19 protein-coding genes, 1 pseudogene and 1 other annotated feature are annotated in these 19041 nt (G+C 48.2%); of the genes and pseudogenes, 9 read left to right on the top strand and 11 right to left on the bottom strand.

The window, feature by feature from the left end:
• Positions 1–248: 248 nt before the first annotated feature.
• The 5 genes from RQP50_RS09015 to RQP50_RS09035 form a co-directional block, all read right to left on the bottom strand.
• The gene (locus RQP50_RS09015; protein ID WP_072732253.1) at positions 249–488 is read right to left on the bottom strand and encodes a hypothetical protein; all 240 of its coding nucleotides are present in this window, start codon (positions 486–488) and stop codon (positions 249–251) included.
• 370 nt (positions 489–858) lie between these two features.
• On the bottom strand, positions 859–1260 hold the full coding sequence (locus RQP50_RS09020) for a contact-dependent growth inhibition system immunity protein (RefSeq protein ID WP_083545400.1): 402 nt from the start codon (positions 1258–1260) through the stop codon (positions 859–861).
• A 73-nt stretch (positions 1261–1333) separates the two neighbouring features.
• Positions 1334–1825, bottom strand: a complete 492-nt coding sequence (locus RQP50_RS09025) for a hypothetical protein (protein WP_072732255.1) — start codon at positions 1823–1825, stop codon at positions 1334–1336.
• 42 nt (positions 1826–1867) lie between these two features.
• Positions 1868–2218 (bottom strand): hypothetical protein, encoded by a 351-nt coding sequence (locus tag RQP50_RS09030; RefSeq protein WP_227775240.1) that lies wholly within the window; start codon positions 2216–2218, stop codon positions 1868–1870.
• 104 nt (positions 2219–2322) lie between these two features.
• Positions 2323–2649: a hypothetical protein gene (locus tag RQP50_RS09035; protein ID WP_072732257.1), complete on the bottom strand. Its 327-nt coding sequence runs from the start codon at positions 2647–2649 to the stop codon at positions 2323–2325.
• Positions 2650–2789: 140 nt separating this feature from the next.
• Positions 2790–3017: a binding site (T-box leader), on the top strand.
• 307 nt (positions 3018–3324) lie between these two features.
• On the opposite strand from RQP50_RS09035, the gene RQP50_RS09040 reads away from it, so the two are divergent.
• From RQP50_RS09040 to RQP50_RS09060, 5 genes are all read left to right on the top strand, one after another.
• Positions 3325–4662, top strand: a complete 1338-nt coding sequence (locus RQP50_RS09040) for a sodium-dependent transporter (RefSeq protein ID WP_315744931.1) — start codon at positions 3325–3327, stop codon at positions 4660–4662.
• Positions 4663–4810: 148 nt separating this feature from the next.
• On the top strand, positions 4811–5308 hold the full coding sequence (locus RQP50_RS09045; RefSeq protein ID WP_262866834.1) for a MerR family transcriptional regulator: 498 nt from the start codon (positions 4811–4813) through the stop codon (positions 5306–5308).
• Positions 5309–5313: 5 nt separating this feature from the next.
• Positions 5314–5754 carry an SRPBCC family protein gene (locus RQP50_RS09050; RefSeq protein ID WP_315744934.1) on the top strand — a complete coding sequence of 147 codons (441 nt, stop codon included), beginning with the start codon at positions 5314–5316 and terminating at the stop codon, positions 5752–5754.
• 31 nt (positions 5755–5785) lie between these two features.
• Positions 5786–6256: an SRPBCC family protein gene (locus RQP50_RS09055; protein WP_315744936.1), complete on the top strand. Its 471-nt coding sequence runs from the start codon at positions 5786–5788 to the stop codon at positions 6254–6256.
• Positions 6257–6282: 26 nt separating this feature from the next.
• A complete protein-coding gene (locus tag RQP50_RS09060) occupies positions 6283–6753 on the top strand; it encodes an SRPBCC family protein (protein ID WP_315744938.1) in 471 nt (156 codons plus the stop codon).
• Positions 6754–6902: 149 nt separating this feature from the next.
• Here the strand turns inward: RQP50_RS09060 and RQP50_RS09065 are convergent, their stop codons facing one another.
• Complete coding sequence (locus tag RQP50_RS09065) at positions 6903–9314, bottom strand: penicillin acylase family protein (RefSeq protein ID WP_315744940.1); 2412 nt, start codon at positions 9312–9314, stop codon at positions 6903–6905.
• A gap of 347 nt (positions 9315–9661) precedes the next feature.
• Between RQP50_RS09065 and hutG the strand changes: the two genes are divergently transcribed.
• The 4 genes and pseudogenes from hutG to RQP50_RS09085 all read left to right on the top strand — a co-directional run bounded on the left by hutG (position 9662) and on the right by RQP50_RS09085 (position 12652).
• Positions 9662–10606, top strand: a complete 945-nt coding sequence (hutG, locus tag RQP50_RS09070) for a formimidoylglutamase (protein WP_394358376.1) — start codon at positions 9662–9664, stop codon at positions 10604–10606.
• Positions 10590–10943 (top strand): annotated as a pseudogene (locus RQP50_RS09075) (sodium/glutamate symporter); the annotation flags it as partial. The gene hutG and the pseudogene RQP50_RS09075, both read left to right, overlap by 17 nt.
• 255 nt (positions 10944–11198) lie before the next feature.
• Positions 11199–11495: a thioredoxin family protein gene (locus RQP50_RS09080; RefSeq protein ID WP_315744941.1), complete on the top strand. Its 297-nt coding sequence runs from the start codon at positions 11199–11201 to the stop codon at positions 11493–11495.
• Positions 11496–11782: 287 nt separating this feature from the next.
• The gene (locus RQP50_RS09085) at positions 11783–12652 is read left to right on the top strand and encodes a class I SAM-dependent methyltransferase (RefSeq protein WP_315744943.1); all 870 of its coding nucleotides are present in this window, start codon (positions 11783–11785) and stop codon (positions 12650–12652) included.
• Positions 12653–12718: 66 nt separating this feature from the next.
• Here the strand turns inward: RQP50_RS09085 and RQP50_RS09090 are convergent, their stop codons facing one another.
• From RQP50_RS09090 to RQP50_RS09110, 5 genes are read right to left on the bottom strand one after another with little or no spacing between them, the layout of a single operon-like run.
• Complete coding sequence (locus RQP50_RS09090) at positions 12719–12877, bottom strand: hypothetical protein (RefSeq protein ID WP_175560650.1); 159 nt, start codon at positions 12875–12877, stop codon at positions 12719–12721.
• A 42-nt stretch (positions 12878–12919) separates the two neighbouring features.
• On the bottom strand, positions 12920–15763 hold the full coding sequence (locus tag RQP50_RS09095) for a GAP1-N2 domain-containing protein (protein WP_315744946.1): 2844 nt from the start codon (positions 15761–15763) through the stop codon (positions 12920–12922).
• Positions 15760–17022, bottom strand: coding sequence for a hypothetical protein (locus tag RQP50_RS09100; RefSeq protein ID WP_315744948.1), 1263 nt, complete (start codon positions 17020–17022; stop codon positions 15760–15762). Before RQP50_RS09100 ends, RQP50_RS09095 begins: the two co-directional genes overlap by 4 nt.
• A gap of 13 nt (positions 17023–17035) precedes the next feature.
• Positions 17036–17671: a beta-mannanase gene (locus RQP50_RS09105; RefSeq protein WP_072728535.1), complete on the bottom strand. Its 636-nt coding sequence runs from the start codon at positions 17669–17671 to the stop codon at positions 17036–17038.
• A gap of 20 nt (positions 17672–17691) precedes the next feature.
• The gene (locus tag RQP50_RS09110; protein ID WP_315744951.1) at positions 17692–18972 is read right to left on the bottom strand and encodes a vWA domain-containing protein; all 1281 of its coding nucleotides are present in this window, start codon (positions 18970–18972) and stop codon (positions 17692–17694) included.
• Between the last annotated feature and the right edge of the window lie 69 nt (positions 18973–19041).

Genomic DNA, 19041 nt, shown 5'->3' on the forward strand with positions numbered 1-19041 from the left:
TTCATTTGATCTTACTTGACTAGTTTTTCAATGATTTCAGTTCATGTTCTTGTTTATGGATTTATCCAGATTTCATCTTATGTAGGGTCAGCGACCGTCGGCGTCACGTTTAGATTCCGTAGGGTTGACTCCCTGTTTCCGCTTCTCCACCGAATTCTTCTCGGGGAACGAGAGCCGGGAACTCGATGCGTAAATGTGTTGCAAGATGATGTTATTGTATGCGTCGAATTGCCTATCAGATATTATGTTTAATAAATCGGTTTGTAAATCTTAAAGGTATCAAGATCAATCACTATATCTATTCTTCTATCATTGATTTTTTCAATTTCTTTCATTCCATATTCTTTACACAAGTATTCATAGATCCCTTCCGGTCTTTCACCTCGAACAGTAATTTGACCAAACATTCTTTCAAGTTCACTTATTTCTAAATCAGAATTAGACAATAAGTACTTATGTAAAAAGTAACCGTCTAGTTCGATTATCAACTCAATTACTCCCTCTCTTTTACGAACTCACTCTTTTCCCCCGATTCGTATACGTTCTGGGATTGAGAACCCGAGAGACCTAAGCCGTGTCAATTTGGATCAAAAGGAATTAACCTTGCAGGCTTATAAGCTGAGTACGGGGTTCTGTCACCTACCAAGAGCAAGCCCATAGCTCAAATACGGTGTTATTTGACTTTCTTCGAAACTTCATCTAGCTATTTACTGTTTCTATTTTTTAATACTGCGCATGAAAAGTCCCAGGATTCTGTACTTAACCGCTCGATCCGTAACCTAATCCACATCCTATTTCAAGCCTGAACGGCGTAGTGTTTAAGAATAACTTCATTATTTCCCCAAATATTCTATTGGTTTAGATATCCTTAATCGTATTTCTATATTTATTAATGGAACCAATGATACTATTAATCGTCTCCTCAAATTCATCAATTAAGTATTCTAACTCATGTTTCAGTTCATCGTTATTCCTCCAATAATTTTGATTCACATGTAAGATTGCACAGAACAAATCACCTGTGTAGTGGTCACCAGAGGCAATCGGATTACGAATCAACCGTGTGAAAGCAATCGGCAGTATGTAATCTAGGCTAATTTGCTGCAAAATCATTACTCTTAGATCTTCATTTGTAAAATCCTTTAAGGGTGTTTTTCTTAATCTATGTACATTTATGATGAGACCTGAATTATACTCTGGATGCCCCCAATCACATCCTTCAAGGTCATCTAAGGACTTATTCAAATCGAAATTAAGCAACTCAATGTCACCACCAGTTCCTTTGCAGGTATTTCACATAATGTTCTTGTATCTATCTCCGAATCCGAGAGCCTTAAGGAGCTAGGCATGGGATTCTGCGCTTATAAATCTTATCTAAAGATTTGTAATCTTCTTTACTAAAAGTCATTCCTGGAACGTTATCTAGCCATTCAATTCCTGTTTCAAAGAATTTATATTTATTAATTACTTCCATAGGATTATTCTTATCTATTCCAATCCGGTTCCACTTTATCTGATCATTTGTCGTTTCCACCTCTGCAACAATGACAGTACATGACAAATCGCAATCATCCGGACACATTAGTATCGGTAATATCTTAATAACATCCTTCGATTCATATATATGCTCTATTACTTTCGATTCCTCATCAAAACTTATCCAATCAACGATTGTTGGAATCAAACCTACAATCATATCATCAGGATAGAATTCATTTAATATGTCATCCAGAGGCTGCTCATCAATTAGTATTATTGGATGAGCAATTTTTACATACTTGCTTTTCCGATTCTCAACCGATAGTTTGTTTATTATGTCTTTCATCCCCTTAGGATTACTCCAATTTCTTTGAGTTGCGCAATAATATTACACTTTTTGATGTTCTTCCATCCATTCTTCAAGTGCCACTTTAATTAAAAATCGATCTTTTGAAGAGATGCTTTTAATTTGATTCCATTGTCCATCAACAAGTTGCAAATGGTAATGACCATTTATATCTGAATCTGGGTACCAACCTAGATCAAAGAGTAAAACGTCTTCATTTTCAGGAATGTACCATTTTCCATTATTAATTTTCAGCTTAACTATTTGTAATAAATCTTCTGTGAAGAATCCCCAGTTCTCAATTAGGTAATCATTACCCTCACTAAGCATAGGATCTATATCGTAGAATTTGTTATAGGTTACGGCATAACCTGCTGGCACCTTAAGTTGCATTAGATTCAATTATCTCATCCTCTCATACATACTTTGATCATTTGGATCAGCTACACTTAGTTGGAAAGAGAAAATAAGGGTTGTTTATTTTAGATGATGCCACGTTATGAATCATTGCCGATATTCAATACAGTTACTGTTATCCCAGTATTACTAGTGACAAAGTTGATTGACCACATGTGACTTACTGACAATTTCCCACTAACTTTATCAAAAGTTCTTTTTACTAAAAACATTTGATCTACGTTATAAATTACTGGATAAACTTTATCAAGGCCATGTTTAAGCTTAAGCTCTCTAGCCGCTTCACTTACAGATTCACTACTTGCTTGAATCGGCTTCAGTCCGAATTTCTCAACTAAATATGAGTTATATTCAGTTATTTTTTCGGAAATTTCCTGACTAAATATTACAACCGTTTGTAATTTCAAGTAAAGGCATATCGTGGGTTCAGTAGTATTCATTCAAAAGTTTATTTATATCGAAAAATAATACATTGAAAATCAAAAATTAGTTGACACAATTTTTAATGCGTGATAAAAATGTTAATATCCATTTCGGAAAACTACATATTTGGGCTATGAAAGGATAAAGTAGTGGAAATCTCCCTATCTCAGAGAGCTGATGGTTGGTGTGAATCAGTATATAGATTATTCATGAAGTTCGTCCTGGAGCATCTTTCATAAATCTCACTTGTGAGGAAATGAAAGACGGTAGTGAATACCGTTATCAAATAAAGTGGTGAAGAATTTTGTTCACAACTAGGGTGGTACCGCGATATATATATATCGTCCCTACGTATTTACGTAGGGACGTTTTTTATTTAGGTCTTACTCTTGTTCTATCTTCATAACTAGGGTGGTACCGCGATATTTTATCGTCCCTACGTATTTGCGTAGGGACGTTTTTATTTAGGTCTTACTCTTGTTGTATCTTCACAACTAGGGTGGTACCGCGATATTTCATCGTCCCTACGTATTTACGTAGGGACGTTTTTTATTTGAAAGGAAGTGGTTGTATGAGAAAGGATCTACGATAGAACAATATGAATAAAGACCGAATCGTAATAGACAAAGAAATAGAAGAAGCAGAGAGGAGATAAAGAGATGGATTCACAGCAATGGACATCGAAATTAGGTTTCATTTTAGCTGCAGCAGGTTCAGCAATTGGCCTTGGCGCGATATGGAAGTTCCCATATATGGCCGGTATTGGAGGCGGCGGTGCGTTCTTTCTTATTTTCATCGGTTTTACTTTATTAATTGGTTTACCGTTATTATTGGCGGAATTTGTAATTGGAAGAAGTGCACAAAAAGAGGCTGTTGAGGCATACAGAGATATTGCTCCAAAGACGCTATGGCCGTGGGTCGGCAAATTAGGGATTGTAACCTGCTTCATATTGCTTTCATTCTACAGTGTTGTAGGAGGATGGATTCTATTATATTTATGGAACGCAATTACAGGCAGACTATGGGAAGGAAATGGCGCGTACGAAGCAACTTTTGGTGAAATCATTTCCAATCCATATTTGGCGGTTGGAGCACAGCTATTATTTATTTTGATTACTATTTTTATCGTAAGTAAAGGTGTACAAAACGGTGTTGAAAAAGTAAATAAATATTTCATGCCAGCACTATTTGTTTTATTCTTTGTATTAATTGTTCGAGCACTTACATTAGATGGTGCTGGAGAAGGAGTTCGTTTCTTCTTACAACCAGATTTCTCACATGTAACATCTGAAATTGTGTTATATGCGATGGGTCAATCATTCTTCTCATTATCTGTCGGTGTAGGAGTCATGGTAACGTATAGCTCATACTTACCGAAAGAAGAAAGTTTACCGCGTTCCGCATTTTCTATCGTCGGTTTAACGCTTGTGATTACATTGCTTGCAGGTCTTGCTATTTTCCCGGTTGTATTCGCATTTGGAATGGAACCATCTCAAGGGCCAGGTCTATTATTTATTGTATTGCCAGCGATTTTCAGCAAAATGGCATTCGGAAAGCTATTCTTCATTATTTTCTTGTTACTTTTCTTCTTTGCAACGATAACATCAGCAATTTCTATGTTGGAAATTAGCGTTGCCTCTTTAACGAAAAAAGGGAACGGGAAACGCGAAAAAATGGCGCTGATTGTCGGATTACTAATCTTTGTTGTAGGGATTCCGTCGGCGCTATCCTATGGTGTATTAAGCGATGTGACATTGTTTGGAAAAACCGTCTTCGATTTAGCAGACTTTACAGTAAGTAATGTTCTTATGCCACTCGGTGTATTATTAGTTGCGATCTTTGTACCGTTAAAAATGAAGAAAGATGTATTAATGAGAGAATTGGAAGTAAGTGAAAATAAAGGCTATAAATTATTCGTATTATGGTTATTCTTACTTCGCTATATAGCACCAATTGCAATTATAATCGTATTTTTAAATGTAATTGGAGTGATTTAGAAATACGAAGGGCCCTAGCATAACATTATGTTAGGGCCTTTTCGTTATATTTTTTCCGTTTCAAGAGATAACACTTGCACCTTACGTAACGTTATGTTTTATAGTATAGTTGCCGGCAAATAGATGCGCAGCACAAAAAGAGGTGATTATGAAGCAGCTTTGGAAAGTCGGAGATCTTGCTAAGCTCACAGGACTCACATTACGAACATTGAGATTTTACGATCAGATTGGCCTGTTTTCTCCTTCGGCGCATTCCGATTCGGGGCACAGGCTGTATAACCAGGCCGACCTATCGAGACTGCAGCAAATTTTGTCCTTAAAAGAGCTAGGCTTATCGCTTGAGGAGATTAAGTCCGTAGTAACCGGCGGCCATTTTAGTCCGCTGCAAATTGTGTCGCTGCAAATCGCCCGTCTAAAAGAAACGATCCAGATGCAACAAAAGCTTTTGGCCGGATTGGAATCCGTGTCCGAACTCATGCTTTTGAAACAACCAGTGACGGTTGAAGATTTTACAAAATTATTAGAAATGATGAAAAAGAGCCAAGAAAAAGTGATCCTCGAACGTTGGATGAACTGGGAGCATCGCCTGGATCAGCTTGGCGACCTCCTCGACAAGGATGCTGACGAATCGAATCAAGGGAGCTGAAAATCATGAACGAACGATCTTCCATTCATCACACTTTCGTCGTTGAACGAGTGTACAAAGCTCCGCCAGCAAAGGTTTTTGCCTACTGGGCGAATCCTCACATGAAAGAGCAATGGTTTTCGAAAGCAGATGAGTTTGACTTCCGTGTCGGCGGTGGAGAACGCACACAAGGTGGGCCTCCCGGCGGAGCAGTGTTTACCTTCAATGCCCGGTACCACGACATTGTGCCAGACGAGCGCATCGTTTATACCTATACGTTGGATATGGGCGAGACGCGAATTTCCGTTTCCGCAACGACCGTCGAGTTCAAGCCAGAGGGAGAAGGCACAAAGCTGATTTTCACCGAGCAAGGCGTCTTTCTCGATGGCCACGATACGCCGGCTCAGCGCGAGCAAGGCACCAAGGAGATGATGGATAAGCTGGGTATGCAGCTGGAGATCGACTAACCTATTCAAACTATGTAAAGGAGGAACGAGCATGACAGAAAACCATGCGACAAATAGCGAAACCAGCTCAGCGGAAGAATACGAATTGGTAACAACGAGGGTGATACATGCATCCCCTGCTCTCGTTTACGAAGCCTGGACTAAACCCGAGCATTTGGCTCAGTGGTGGGGCCCGAACGGGTTTACAAACACTTTTCACGAATTTGATTTACGGCCGGGAGGGACATGGGAGTTTGTGATGCACGGACCGAACGGAGTCGATTATCCCAATAAAAGCGAATTTGTCGAAATCGGGCCAGAACGGATCGTGCTGCGGCACGTATGTGAACCCCATTATCAACTCACGGCAACCTTCGAGGATCTTGGCGGCACAACCAGACTAACTTGGCGCCAGCTTTTCGAAAACGCTGCCGTCTTGAACGCTATCAAGAAAATTGCATCCTCAGCCAATGAGGAAAATCTTGATCGGCTCGAAACGCAGTTGCAGAAGATGTCCATCTGAGAACTTAAGACGTGGGAGGAACGGGCATGACGGAAAACCATGCGGCAAACAGCGAAATCAGCGCAGCGGAAGAAAACGAATTGGTAACAACGAGGGTGATACATGCATCCACTGCTCTCGTTTACGAAGCCTGGACTAAACCCGAGCATTTGGCAAAGTGGTGGGGTCCGAACGGGTTTACGAACACTTTTCTCGAATTTGATTTACGGCCGGGAGGGATATGGGAGTTTGTGATGCACGGACCGGACGGAGTCGATTATCCCAATAAAAACGAATTTGTCGAAATCGGGCTAGAACGGATCGTGCTGCGCTATCTATATGACCCCCATTTTCAACTCACGGCAACCTTCGAGGCTCTTGGCGGCACAACCAAACTAACGATGCGCCAGCTTTTTGAAGATGAAGCCATATTCAACGCCATCAAGGAAATCGCATCTTTACACACCAAGGAAAATCTTGACCGGCTCGAAGCGCATTTGCAGAAGATGTCCATCTGAGAGCCTGAGTACCTTTTCCGATAGACTCCTGCCGGTCGCGAGGCCGGTTTTTTTCATGTATTCTTGTAAGCGTCACACGACCCAGCCTTACATAGCTCTATCTTAGACTGGGTCGTGTGTTGTCTGGAGAATCTATCGCATTTCCCTTCTCATTCCGGCACTAATTTCAGTTCATTTCCTGCCTTTCGGTATTCATTCGGTTCGATACTCGTGACGTGGTATTGTCCGGTCGACCAGTCATCCACCTGGTCATGGTACCACTTGCTCAGCACATGTCCGGATTGGCCGGGCCCCACCACATTCATCGAACGGGTCGGATTGGACATATCGATGACCGTTCGCCACGGTGCCCCATGGGTGACTTCGCCGCTCTCCGCATCCCAACCTGCGGCCCCGACGGTGACACGGCCGCCGCCCATCGGAACTGACTTGGCATTAAAAATCAGATCCAACGGCTTCACAGCGCCTAGAGGATGGGCAAAATCAACCTGATGGAACTTACCCCACTGCCATTTGTCCGGATGTTTGCCCTGCAGCGAAACAGCCTGATCCACAGCCAGCTGGAATGCCTGCAGCGCCACCTTTTCGATTCCGCCTTTTTCGTCGATCCATGGCTCCCGCTCGCCTTGAAGCGCTCGGCGGAGCATTTCATCCTTAACAACCGATTTATTGTTAAACAGTTCCATCAAATCAGCGTTGATTTCGGATTTGAATAGCACATCATCAAAACCCTGCATCCACAGCTCAAAGCCAAGCGGCGCAGCCTGATCCGGATCATTCACTTTATTCCAGCCTTGTATAAGCGAAAGCACGTCGCGGTCGATTTGCCGCAAATCCGGCGAGTCTTTGATCTTGGCAATCAACTCATCAACAAACTCTTCTGCCTGAAGGTTATGGCGGTCAAATTGAAGTTTTTCCATATCCTCTATGGTTAGCTTATCCTTGGCAGACAGCACCTGTTGGATACGCGCTTCACGGTATGGCTGGGACCAGACGTCCGTTAGATGATACGGATAGCTGTCTCCGATCACTTTATTGTTCGCCGTAGCGATATACCCTTCCTTTGGGTTCACGGTTGTGGGCAGTTCATCCCACGGGATATATCCCATCCACTCATATTCATCCGTCCAGCCTGGTACCGGAACCGAACCGTCGCCTTTTTTGCGGATCGGAATCAGGCCGTTCCCACGGTAGGCAATCGTGCCATCCGTAGAAACAAAAACAAAATTTTGAGCAGGTGCTTGAAAATGTGTCAACGCCTGCTTGAAATCCTCCCAGTTCTGCGCTTTCGCGAACATCTGAACCGCTTCGAGCTCGGTCGTTGCATCCAAGGCGGTCCATTTCATCGCAAGCGCTGTTTCCTGCCGCTGATCATGCGCGAATTCAGAGATAATCGGGCCATGCCGGGTCACGACAACTTCATAGGGCACCGGAGCCTCGCCTTTTACCTTAATTTCCTCTTGATAAACCTTGGCCTCCTCCCATTTCCCCATATATTCGAATTGATGCGGATTGTTCGGGTTTCTTTTCTCAATATAGAGATCCTGTACGTCCGGACTCAGATTCGTCACCCCCCAGGCTATCGTGTCGTTATGCCCGAGAATGATCCCTGGAACGCCCGCAAAAATCACTCCGCTCACGTTCAGCTCCGGTGCTGTGAGATGCGTCTCATACCAGATGGACGGCGTACTCAGACCTAGATGCGGGTCATTGGCCAGCATCGGCTTGCCGGATACCGACTTCTCTCCAGATACGACCCAGTTATTGCTGCCGTTAAATGGATCCCGCGGAACCGCGGTAGCTGCCAGCGCTGTCACATCGACCGGTCGTTCTTTTAACGCTTGAATGATCATTGCCCCATCCTTCGGATAGGTTGGCATAAGCGACTGAAATTTCTCTGTTGACAGCTTCTGCGCCATTGCGTACCTAAAAGCCTGCCCCTCCCAGTTGCCTGCCAGATCATAGGCCATGTATTTGCCAATCGTCAAGGAGTCCACAGGCTGCCATTCCGCGGGTTCATACCCCAGAATCGCAAATTCGACCGGTAGTGAACTGGCGGCTTTTGCATGCTTGATGTACTTGTTGACGCCATCCGCATACCATTGCAGCACCTGTCGGTACTCTTCTGAGTAAGCTCCCAGAGAAACCTCTGCCGCACGCCGCAAACTAAACGCCCGGAAAAATTTATCCCGGTCGATTGCCTTAGCCCCCACTACTTCACTAAGCTGCCCGGAAGCCTGCCTGCGGCTCAAATCCATCTGGAACATGCGATCCTGCGCCGTTACGTAACCTTGAGCCATGTAGAGATCATGTTCGTTTTGCGCCTCGATATGCGGAACACCGGAAGCATCCCTCCATACCGTCACTTCCTTTTCCAGTCCAGAAATATTGAGTTTCCCTTGTACGACAGGCAGGCTTTTATTCACGAACCAATAAACGTATCCCCCTGCGCAGGCAAGCAAAAGAACTAAGACCAAAACAATGATTCCGGTAATGCGCGGCCAGCGTTTTTTCTTGTGACGTTTGACGCTCGGAACGGTTACAGCGGCCAAAAGATTCATGCAGAACCCCCTCTAGACTAATTTGGATATTTGTGGATTATCAACCATTATAAGTGGTTAAGCGCTTACAAACAAGCACAATATCTATTCATAATCATATTAATGAATACTCTTTCTAATGTTCATATTTACGGGTAACGTGAAAAGCCGTAAATCATCGGATAACCCGATGACTTACGGCCTGGCTGTTGAAATTTCTAATGTACAATCCCGAGAGAACCTTAAGGGAGCCCCACGCGACCGATGGTGGATCTAGCTTCGGAGCAAACAGACAACCCTAGATCTTATCGATTTAAGTTGATTTCTTCGATTTATTGGAGCCGATGTATGGGTCGGCCGAACGGATCATGCAGAGAGAAGAAGCAGCTTCCGCTACCATCAAATTGTGGAGTGGATGGAGCTGGATGGAGCTGGATGCACCATGGGAAACCTTTTCTCCAAACACTTGCGCCATCATCGGTTTTGAATGCGAAGAAGGCGTGCGGCGCAATCAAGGGAGATTAGGCGCAGCGAACGCTCCAAATGCGATCAGGCAAGCGCTCGCAAGTCTCCCCTGGAGAACAGCGGAGGGTCATCGCCTTGTCGATGCGGGAAATGTGACTTGTTCCAATGACAAGCTTGAAGATGCCCAGGCAGCATTGGGCTGTGCCGTCTCTGATCTCTTTGCCAAATCTGCTACTCCCATTATTTTAGGCGGAGGACATGAGACGCTATATGGACATTATTTAGGTGTCCGCCAGCATATCGGACCAGATGCTCCGCTAGGAATTATCAATATTGACGCCCATTTCGACCTACGCCCCTACGACACTCAGCCATCATCAGGAACGATGTTCCGCCAAATAGTAGAGCAGGATCAGAGCAGCAGCTACTTGGTGCTTGGCATCCAGCGTTTCGGGAATACACAAGAACTGTTCGACAAAGCGGACGAACTCGGTGCCCGCTACATTCTAGAAGAAGATATGTATGAAGGACAGATGGATAGCATCCTTTCAACCTTACGAGTGTTCATCGAACAGCAGGATTATGTCATGCTCACCCTTTGTACCGATGTTCTCAATGCGGCATTTGCGCCGGGAGTCAGTGCTCCCTCTCCTTTTGGATTAACACCGATGGTCGTTCGTGCCCTTATTCGCTCGGTCGCCGCTAATAAGAAAACGCTTTCTTTTGATATTTGCGAGGTGAATCCATATGTTAACGAGAACGGGAGAACCATAAAACTGGGAGCATACTTGACGAATGAAGCGATCATGACATTTATGGGGAGGAACACTGATGACGCTGGCGCTTAATCAAGTGAATACGATATTTTTGGCTGTAGCCCTGCTTGTACTAGGAACCTTTTTTGTCAGAAAATCAGGAGTACTGCAAAAGTTTTGTATTCCAGCGCCCGTTGTCGGTGGACTGCTGTTTGCTATCCTAGCAACGTTTCTGAAAACGACTGGACTTTTGGAAATTACCTTGGATACTTCGCTCCAAAGTCTATTCATGCTCACGTTCTTCACTACGGTAGGATTGGGAGCAAGCTTTCAACTCATCAAATTAGGCGGCAAGCTGCTCGTCATTTACTGGCTTGCCTGCGGATTTCTCGCTTTGGCGCAAAATAGGATCCTTGGTGCACTTTTAGGGTTCACCATTCAAAACAAAAAGACCTCCAGCCCACGATGTGGAACTGGAGGTTTTGCTGTATTTCTGCAGATGTTAAGACACTTCTTGTTGCTTGACTATAGTTATTTTCTGTCAAGAAGTACTCCCGATTTATGAACAAAAGCTTGCGGAAATCGACGAGCAAATCCATTTTCTTGAATCTATAAAGTCCAACCTGCAAGAGCGCATCCGCTTCATTCTAGACGAAAGACAAACAACAAACTGGGAGGAATAACGATGAGTATGTACGAAGTTAATGAACAATCATTTCAAGGATTTATTCGCGTGCAAGGGGTTACACTTGTTGAATTCGGAGCATCATGGTGTCCGCCATGTAAGGCGCTTCTGCCTATTCTCGACGAGTTGGATCATCAATATGGGGAACAGGTAACCGTACTCCAGGTAGACTGTGACGACTCCCCTGCCATCGCGTCCGAATACCGCGTTATGTCTATGCCAACCGTCATGATGTTTCATAACGGTGAGCCGGTAGAAAAACTTATCGGGCTAAGGCTGCTTCATTTTTTTTGGTAACCGCTCATAGTTGTAGACTGCCACTTATCCAACGGGGAAACTGGTTATGGTACTGCAATCCAGTGTGTCTGCCAAGGAATCGAGCGTAATAAGATTTGCAGCCTCATGAAGATAAGCTCCAGTCGCTCCCTTCCTGCTGTCGTCTTCACAGCCGGGCATACGACCACCCAATGTCAACAACACGTCATGCCAGCCTTGTTCCGCGATTGTTCCTGATTTCTTTTTTTAGGATAGAACACAATGCTCCACGAAGTCATATACCATAATGTGAAGGGGGAGGGCTATCCATGAATTGTCCGATATGCGAATCACAATTTATTACATACTTTCATCGTTATAGCCAATTTAACTTATTGCAATGTTCTAATTGCGAGTTGGTATTTCAGGAAGGATTATCAAATATCAATACTAAAAAATTTATTCCGGAAATTTATAATGAAGCTTGGTTATCTATGAGAGAGCCGTATAAAGAATCTACTTTTGTTGAATTTGCATTATTCAATATCACTTTAATTCAACAATTTCACGCAACCAAAGGAAATCTGCTTGAAATAGGTTCTGGCACCGGTGAATTTTTATACGCTGCACAAGCTGCGGGATGGAATGTTTCAGGTTTAGAACCATCCGCCACTTCTTGCCAATATGTTAAAGAAAATTACGGTATTAAATTGAATAACAGCATGTGGGAGCGATCGCTTTTCCCCACACAACCAACCTTTAACGCCGTTGCTTTTTGGCATGTGCTCGAACATGTTCCGGAACCAATTACTTTTCTACAAGAAGTTCATTCTGTACTTTATGAGGATGGTTTGCTATTTTTTAGCGTTCCAAACCATCACTCCTTTACCAATGAAATTTGCGGAGTTGAATCTTTACTCTATACAGAAGTCGATCATTTATTTCATTACTCTAATTATAATTTACCTTTATTGCTGGAACAGGCTTCATTTGAACCAATTACTATCTTTTCTCGCCAAGCTCCGCACCGAATTCATATGGATATCAATCTAAGTCTACAGAAATCGGACCGATACAAAGAAATTTCTATACCACAGAAGATGGCTCTTATTCCCCATCTCCAAGCAGACATGCGCGGACATGAATTGTATGTCGTAGCACGTAAAAAGACGGATGTCAAGCCAAACGCGACAAAATGATTTAGGCCGTTTTCCAAACTAGACATTGTATATCCGACATCCCCCTAGTAACCTAGCATTCAATGTTTATTCGAATCTATCTTTCTCTGCACCCGCCGCCACATAGCGGACTCCCCACAATCCAATCGTCAGCACGAGCGATGGCACCGTTCCCATCGAATCCATTCGCGTTCGCGGTTCAAGCGTACCGGCAGCGAGCGCATGGCTCACAGTCTTCTCTGTCATTCGGTACAGGATGACAAAAAAATAGAGGCTGACTGTCAGCCTCTATTTCTCAATATACTCAACTATTTTCTGATTCACAAGTACTCCGCTTATTTTTCCGATATCTATCATTTTACCCAAAGAAACAATCGCTTGATAGGATCGCTGCTGGGTCGGCTCGGCCGAAGTCCCGCCAGTGCTACCATCTGCTCCTCCGGCTGGTTGTCCGCTCCCGCCGCCATTCTGATCCTGCTGCCCGCCGCTTGTGGAAGAAGAAGCGGCCCCCGAAGAACAGGGATGCTGCACAGGACGATCCTTATACGTCTGCTCGGTGCCACCCTCCAGCTTCAATGTAATCGTGCCCGCCTGAAAAGCGGAGCATTCCGCCTCCGTTCCGAACTCGAATATAAGCTCTGTCGTCGGCTTCCATTCGCCGTCCACGAAATCTTCGACTTGCCTCGCGTAGACTTGCGGTTCGATCTTATTTGCCCGCTCTTGCGGAGACGGCGCAGGATTGGACGCAGTGATATCCGCCACTGCGGGCTTGCCGCTGTCGAAGACGCCGGAAGCCGCCAATCCGCCGCCGATGCCGCCGATGACCAGGATCGCGGTCGCGAACCACACCATCGCTTTCCGGTTGCGCCGCAGCCATCTGACGATGGGCGGCGATAACTCACTGCGGGCCTTGACGTATGCAGCCTGAAGCGGCGCGCCCGCCTGCTCGAAATAGAGCTTACGGTTCGTCCGGTTTTTGAACGCGTCTTGGTCGTATTTTTTGAAATAAGCGACCACCGCCGCGACATATCCCGGCTCGAGCTTCCTTTCTCGCGAGAACAAGCGCTGCTTCTCGGACCAGTTCATGAACAGATAGACGGTCTCCCGGTTCGGCGCATGCAGGTGCAAATAATGGAGCAGCGCTCCGTATTCGATCAAGCCTGTGTCGGCATCCCGGTAGAACGCCAGCACTAGACGCCGGAAGCGGGACGGCTCCAGATCCTTCTGCAACCAGCGTCGTCCAAGTTGCTGCAACCGATCCAGCTCGGCAGGCGATAAGCCGCCGAAGATCGATTCATCCGGCTCGGCGTCGCGGAACCAGCGATATGCAGCCAGCATGACATTCGCCGTGGATTGCACCTGAGGCGAATAACGGGCGACCCATTCCCTCACCTCGCCCGGGTGCGCTAGGAAACCGATCTGAAGGAACGCTTCCTGGCGCGTCTCCTCCAGATTCAGCTCCTTCAGCAGGAACACATTCGCCGCATAAGACAACTGCTCCATCAAGAGCAGCATATCTTCGTCGGCAATCCGCCCCTTCTCCGCGAGCAGGCGGTCTACCGTATCCAGCACCGCGTTCACGGCGGACACCGGCTCCGCATCATGCCGCAGCTTCTCGGCGAGCTGCCCGGCAGCCAGCTCGGTGAACTCAGCCTTGCACAGCAGTACCGGATGCTGGCTGGACCAATGGTGAGCCAGCTTCACAAGCTCCTCGGCCCGGACGATCTCCTGGAATTTCTGCCGCATATACGGGAAGAAAAGCTCCACCGTCTTGCCGCCCCGCAGCAACGTGTCGAAGAAAGGCTTGCTGACGCTGTCGCTGCCCTCGATGAGCGCATAATAGGCTTCCGTTCGCTCACGGCTCTTCGCCTGATTGGCTTCATATAAGCTCCGGATCAAGTACCCGAGCAGATCGCTGCCCAGCGCCGCCCCGGCAAGCGCTTCGAATTCCATGAAGCATTTCACGATAGCCGGATCGGGCATCTCGCCCTGCTTGACGAGCTCATACTCGCGCTGGAAGCCTCCGCGGAACAGCTCCGCCAGCCGCCGCTTCGACTGAACAGCCCCTTCCGGCGCCAAGTAATCGAGCATCGAACGCAGCGCGCCAACCCGATTCTGCATATACATAGAATCACTGCCTTCCTCGATCTGGTACAAGACAGCCAGCTCGTGGCAGCTCGCGATCGCGGTATGCCGCTGCGAGTCCATACCCTCCAGCATCTGCTCGTGGAAGACATAGAAGGCTTCCGCCCGCCCGGGCTGATCCAGATTGCTCCAGGCGAAGCTCAAGTAGGGCTGCTTCCCCAGATCGATATCGACATTCGTCACCCGCTTGGACGCGAGATCGAAGGTATAATCCTTGTCGATGCTGCGATCATTCGGGCGCAAGCTCCCTTGCTCGACGAACGTCAGATGAATGCCCTTCCGGCTCTGCGGCTCCTTCGAGAACGTCAGGAAGCCGAACGCACGGCGGTACGCATACGGCAGACTGCCGTACAGCACGCCGACCAGCTGCAAGGCAGTCTCCGACAATTCCTCCACCGCGACGTCGAGCGCCACGAACACTTTGCGTCTTGTGACAACGGACGAGATGACGGCGAACAACAGCTTCTTGAACATCTTCTCATCGATGCCGAGGCTCGCGAGCAGGGAGGTCGGCGAAGCCGAACGGCGCGCTTCCGCCGCGGCAGGAATCCTCTCCAACTCAGGCAGCTCTGTACCCTGCTCGATATCATAGCTGCCGCCGAAGTCCGCGTTCAGCAGCGAGGGGTAGTCCTTCACCGCTTCAGCCACCTGATCGGCGGGCATAATATAGTTATGGGTGAAGAAGGCGCTGCGCAAGCCCGTGAAATCCGCCGCCTGATAGATGCTGCGGCCTAGGACGAGCTGCCCCATCTCAGCGTGGAACAGGTGCAGTGCTTGCGGATAGCGCGCTTCGTCCTTCTCACCGCGCGCGGCCAGCTCCGCCGGTGCGTCATAGACACAGAACGGATGCAGTACTTTTTTGATGAATCCTGTATCAAGCCCGCCGGAGACCGCGATCGTGTCGAAGCCTTCGTTGAAGCGGAAAATACCGCGCCGCTCCCGCGTGTACATTTGCTGCTGGATGCGAGAGGATCTGTTCGATGTCAATGCTGCTCTCTCCCCTCGATATAATCCAATTGATGCAGCAGCCAGATGAACGGCTCATCTACCCGGATTGGACTGACAACCCCCTGCAGCTTCTGATTGACCGGGTTGCTGCCCAATGCCGACACGGCGAAGTAGGCCGTATTGGAGAAATAGACATCCATCGTTCCTTTGAATGGACGGTCCACCTTCTCGATGAAGCGCCGGATCTCGCCGTCGATATTATGGAATTCCGTCAGATCGAGATATTTGCGATGAACCATATTGTGGAAAATATTGCTATTCGACTTAATATAGTCTCCATCCTCATCCTTCAACGCATGCAGCATGTCGCTCTTCGTCAGTACGACCGCCGTCGGAATGTTGGTCTTATTCTTGTCCTGGTAAGCGATGAAGTCGCCGAACAGCGTCAGCACGACATCGCGCGGCTCGTCATATTGCGGTACCCAATCGTCCGAGGCTCCGCCGTATTGCATACGGATTTTTTCACGAATCGACCGAATTTGCAGCGGATCGATCATGAACAGAATGCCGGTCGAATTTTTAATATGCTGGCCATGCAGGCCGAGATAATCCTGATCAACCATCCCTTCCCCCGCGACATCAAAAAACACCAGTGTGAGCGGCGGCTTCGTCTCATCCTTGAAGACGAATTGAAAGATGAACGGCTCCTGCATCTTCTCCTTCTGCGTCGACGCGAGCAGATCGCCGCGTTCGAACAGAGGCTCCTCGTACAACGTGCGGAACTTGCGGCTTATCTCCGCATTGAGCGGCATGCAGGCGGCATCGAAATGATCGGCCGTCACATGCTGGAGCGTATGAATCAGCGAGGTCATGTAGACCGATTTGCCGACCTGGGAAGCTCCGATAATGGAAATGATATTGCTCGGCACCTTCCCTGCCGTTACGGGCAGCTCATTATGGCAGTGCGGGCACAGCCTTCTGCGCGTGACGACGCCATAGCGGTCATTCAGCCCGATAAGCACATGGTCGGAATACAGATGATGCTCCTCGGGAACATCGCGCGGCTCGATGACCGCCTCCATATCATAGACCGTGTCCAGGCCGAAGCGGTCCCGGTATTTGTTCAGCTTCTCATCCTCCTGCAGCGCATAATTCTCGTCATCCTCGCGGTGATGCGCCGCGCGGAACACGACCTCCGCCGGCGAGAACTTGCTGAAGCAGTACGGGCATACGATATCATAGAACAGCGGCCGTGACGCCGGCTGCGGCTTGCGCTTCAGAAAATCAAAAATCCCCAATGTCTTCTCCTCCTCATTCCGGTATCAGCTCGTACAGCTGGCCGTATTGGCGGCCGTCGGTGAAGAAGAGCCGAATATAATCGTCCTTCCCGATCTCAATCTCCGGCAGCATGTTCCGGCCCGGGGCGAACGGCTCGACGAACGGGTAGACCGTACCGTCGTCTTTACTGGCGGGATAGCCGCCGTGCTTCTTCACATAGCACAGCACATCCGCAGGGAGCGGCACCTCTGCCGCCACCTGGATTTGCGCCGTCTTGAATGTTTTGAACCAGCCGCCTTTATAGCGGATCGAATAACAGATTCTCGCCCGGCCGGTGCTCAGTGCGATCCGGTTCCCGCCATCCTGCTGGATGACGAGCTGCTGCTGTCCATCCTCCTGCAGTAGACAAGCGTAGATGGTATAGACGAGCCGCCCGATCCCATCAATCCGGTCATGGTACCCGTTGTTGGCTTTGTACTCGTCTCTCGTATATAGCTTCAGCTCCGCGACCGGCGGACGCTCGGCCGCCAGGCGATCCGCCGCCTTGTGCACGTAGACGGCCTGAATCGTATCAGGCCACAGCCATCGCAGCGTACATCGATCTTCGTCAATACTATGTGCCAGTCTGCGGATGATCGGCGTCTCCGAACCCGCTTCCGAATAATACATCTATCATAGCCCCCTCCACACTAGAATCCACGGCTGTTCTGATCGGGCTGCCGTCCGGACAGGCTGCTGCCTTCATTCCCTGCCGCTCCTCTTCGCGGGCGGCTTTCCTGCTGCCGCTGGCTCTCCTGCACAGGCACGGCCAGCGTGAACATCGCAATGACGCCCGCCAGCACTAGATCGGCGCCGAGGCGCACGGCTCCGTCCGCAAGCGGTCGTCCGGTCAAGCCGGCCTCCAGCAATAGACCAGCAAGCAGCCCCGCCACAGCCCCGCCGATAGCGAAGCTCTTGGCGAGATAGCGGTTGTCGAACACGAGGCCGAGCGACAAGCCAAGCGCAGTGCCAATCAGCGCGAGGGCAATGACATGCAGCGCCTTATAATAGCCGCTGTCCCGAAGCGGCCCGGAACGCTCCGTCACCAACGTCCGATCGCCGATGCTGCTGTAGATCTGCTCGAAAACGAACGACAGATCGTCCGCTTTGGACACATCGTAATACTGGCCGCCGGTCTCGTCCGCGATCTGGCGTAGTAGGCCCGAGCCTTCCGCGTCCACCAGACTGAGGCCGATCGTGTGAACGGCAATATGCTTCGCCTTATAATCAGCGAGCACTTCGTTCGTATTCACTTCGCTGAAGCCGTCCGACAGCAGGACGGCCATCGTGCCGCCCGAATCAGCCGGATTGTCCTTAATATGTTTCATCGCTTCGGATAGAGACAGGCCGATATCCGTACGGCCCTGCGTCGGCTGGAGCCCATCCATCTTAGCGAACAGCTCATCCTTGACAGCCTGATCCTTCACTTGCACGAAAGGCTGAAGCAGGGTCACGCTGTCGTTAAATACAAACACAGCTACCCGCTTGTCCCGATCCATCTCTTCGATCATTCGCTTGGCCGCTTTATAGCGATCCTGGTTCGGATCCGTCTGCTCCATGCTGCCCGAATTGTCGATCACAAGCACGATATTTTCGATCGACTTCACGCCGCCGGCTTCAATCTGGTAGGCCGCTTCGAGCGTCAGCCCCGCGATGAACAGCAGGACGAGCGTCGCGGGCACGAGCACCAGCCACGATGTGCCCGCATACCGCTGCCGCCACGATTGGCCATTCAGCTGGGGCGAGATCATCTCGGCCGTCAGACAGGCCAGGCCGATGAATAGGGCGATGATCCCGAAGTAGAGCCCGCTCACCACGACATCCGGCCAGTGGCCAACCAGACGACACAGCAGCCACTCCCCGGCGGCCCAGCCGACCGTGCCTCCAATCAGGCTGAACAGCACCATGAGCCAATTCACTTTTCGCTGCATAAATATAGCATCCTCTCACATAATCTCACAAAAAATACGTGTTCATAAAGGCCGGTATTTACATATACG

Origin of the sequence: Paenibacillus suaedae (genome assembly GCF_032337355.1) — a bacterium.
Lineage (GTDB): Bacteria > Bacillota > Bacilli > Paenibacillales > Paenibacillaceae > Paenibacillus_B > Paenibacillus_B suaedae.